Origin of the sequence: uncultured Methanobrevibacter sp. (assembly GCF_902771435.1) — an archaeon.
Classification (GTDB): domain Archaea; phylum Methanobacteriota; class Methanobacteria; order Methanobacteriales; family Methanobacteriaceae; genus Methanocatella.
Window position 1 is genome coordinate 1 of record NZ_CACXXB010000099.1, and the last position, 2,772, is coordinate 2,772.

Below are 2,772 nucleotides of genomic sequence, written 5' to 3' on the forward strand. Positions count from 1 at the left end.
AGGTATGAATGTATTTTATCCAAATCGTCAACACTTAAGTTTCCCTGGCGAATTTCACGGGCAATAACCTCTCCATTGTTGAATCCACAGTTGTTGGCAAATAATGTATCAATAATATCGTGGCCTCTCTCTTCGATGAGGTCTGCAAGTTGGCTGACACCCTCTTCATCTATTGTAAATGAATCGACTTCCTTGATTGTATAGTCATCTTTAACGTCAGGGGATGTAATGATTTTAGGGTAGTTGTATCTTTTATATCCTTCAATAACTACAAAGTCGAAGTCGTCAAAATGTTTCAGCATATATAGTATTCTATTAAGATCATGCTCTTTTTTAACATTAAAGAATGTAGTTGAACCAACACCCACAACCAAGTTGGCACCTGCCTGTTTATGTTTCCAAGTGTCTGTATTTTCCTTGTCCATTTCTATTGAATGGTGTGAGTGCTTTATGGATGCAACATTGTAGCCTCTTTTGGTCAGCTCTTCAATAACTTTCACGGTTAGTGATGTTTTTCCGGTATTTTTTTTACCTACAATAGATACTATCTTCATTATTTTTTCCCCTTAATAATATATTATATGTTATTCTTCGTATTAATTAAAAATTTCTAAATGATTATATGTGTAGTAACTACACATTTTAGGCAAACCTAAACTTTTTTACATATTTTTGCCATTTTTGTAATACTTATTATATATTTAAGTATTACTAATTTTGATTGATTTTTCTATTTTTTCATAAGTTAAAGAATCACAAATTATTATTTGGTGTTGAATTGAATTATTTGAAGTATTTGACTTAAAATAATATATTTTAAATGTCTTTGTTTAATTTGGAGTATTATGAAAAATTTTTAAAAAAATTTTTGTGTACTATTACCACAGTAATATTTAAAGCTTTCTACTTTAATCTAGTAGGCAACTATATTTATATAAGAAAACATATGTGTTATCATTACACATGGTGGTTCAAATGCCAAAGCATATTGCATCTGGTCTAAAATATTTGGCTGCGGTCAAGTTGAAGGATGCTGGTGAAAGTCACCAGGCAATTGCTGAGGAGTTGGGTGTCGATAGATCTACTATTTCCCATTATTTGAATGGTCGAAATTTATCCTGGAACTCAATTGATGTTGCAAGGACTATTGTGGACTTATCTCCCAGGGATTTCTTGAAAATGACTGAGGCTATATTTGATGAACCGGAACAGAGTCGAAAAATTGTGAATATTTGCCGAGAAAGAAATTTCGAGGTGAGTATAGGAGATTCGTGTATTGGTTGCGGCTTATGTGTAAATGCATGTACAATGAAAGCTATTGAGTTAGAATCATTAAAGGCACATGCAGACTCCATACAATGTTGTGGTTGTCAGCTATGTAGCGATGAATGCCCAACTAATTCTATAAAAATTTTGGAGATTTAATATGATTAGAAATTTAAAAGAGGTTAAAGACAACAACTTTGACATCACAAGATCTGCTGAAGAAGTTAGAAACTTGTCTTTCAACGACCATGTATGTTTAGGTTGTGGGATTTGTGAATCTACTTGTCCTGTCGAAGCAATTACATTAAATGCAATTGCTGTTGACGCACGTCACAGAATCTCAAACGACGTTTATTTCAGTGGTCATGAAAAGATTGCTCAAAACTTCAAAGACGAATTTGATGTTCAAAGAGTAAGCATTGACGAAAGTAAATGTGTATTATGTGGTATGTGCAGCGGATTATGTCCTGTTGATGCATTAGTATTAACTATTGATGGCGTACCAATCAAAGAAATTGAAGCATATCCTCATTATAACGCTTTCTCAGAAATTGATGATGATGAATGTATTTACTGTAAAAGATGTGAAATCGCATGTCCTTGCTGACTTAGTAACTGGTGAAATTGATGTAGATGATGAAGAATGTATCTACTGTGGTGTATGTGAAGAATTATGTCCTGCAGAAGCAATCGTCGTTGATAAAGAAACTGGAAGAGAATCTATTGTCATTGACAAAGATAAATGTGTATACTGTTTAGTATGTAAAAAATCATGTCCTACCAATGCTATCAAAGCAATTTGTAGAGCATGTAACTACGGTGAATATGATTTAGACCCTGCAAAAGCTGCTGTTAAAGGAAACTCAGTCATCGACTCAGAACTCTGTGTATTCTGCGGATGGTGTGAAGGAGTATGTCCAACCGATGCTGCTAAACACAAAAAACCATTCGAAGGTTCTATTGAAATTGATGATGATAAATGTCAAGCTTGTGGAGCTTGTGTAGATATTTGTGGATGTAACGCATTAGCATTCCCAGTATCCTCCGGTCCGGGTTCTAGAATGGAACATGTAATTGCTAACAATGATTACTGTGTAAAATGTAAAGCATGTGCAAAAGCATGTCCTAACGGTGCAATTACTGTAAAAAGAACTGAAATTGACCACACACCTATTAGCTCAACTACTTGGAAAGATGCTTTAGATGCAATTAAAGACTAGGTGATTCGATGGAACTTAAAGTTAATCAAGATAATTGTTTAGGATGCGGGATTTGTGTAATCGCATGTCCTGTAAATGCTGCTATCAGTCCAGAAAACGCTGGTGGTAATGGTGCTAAGACTGAAGAAGTTATTATGATGGTAGAAAACGGATTCATCAAACTCTTTAGTCCTGAAAAATGTGAAAAGTGTGGAACATGTCAAATGTTTTGCCCAGTAAATGCTATATGGTTAGAATAGGGGGATTATTATATGCATTATGCTAATACTTATTTAGAAAAACCTGT

The 2,772-nt window shown here is 34.1% G+C and carries 3 protein-coding genes and 1 pseudogene; 3 read left to right on the plus strand and 1 reads right to left on the minus strand.

Annotation, left to right across the window (positions count from 1 at the left end; all coding sequences use genetic code 11):
- Positions 1 to 554: molybdopterin-guanine dinucleotide biosynthesis protein B (gene mobB / locus QZU83_RS10715; RefSeq protein WP_295611971.1), on the minus strand; the 554-nt coding region annotated here is incomplete at its 3' end.
- 409 nt (positions 555 to 963) lie between these two features.
- Between mobB and QZU83_RS10720 the strand changes: the two genes are divergently transcribed.
- From QZU83_RS10720 to QZU83_RS10735, 3 genes and pseudogenes are all read left to right on the plus strand, one after another.
- On the plus strand, positions 964 to 1,425 hold the full coding sequence (locus QZU83_RS10720; RefSeq protein ID WP_292607470.1) for a 4Fe-4S binding protein: 462 nt from the start codon (positions 964 to 966) through the stop codon (positions 1,423 to 1,425).
- A gap of 1 nt (position 1,426) precedes the next feature.
- Positions 1,427 to 2,486, plus strand: a pseudogene (gene fwdF / locus QZU83_RS10785) (tungsten-dependent formylmethanofuran dehydrogenase subunit FwdF).
- Between the two features lie 8 nt (positions 2,487 to 2,494).
- Positions 2,495 to 2,725: a 4Fe-4S binding protein gene (locus QZU83_RS10735; protein WP_067040044.1), complete on the plus strand. Its 231-nt coding sequence runs from the start codon at positions 2,495 to 2,497 to the stop codon at positions 2,723 to 2,725.
- Positions 2,726 to 2,772 lie beyond the last annotated feature (47 nt).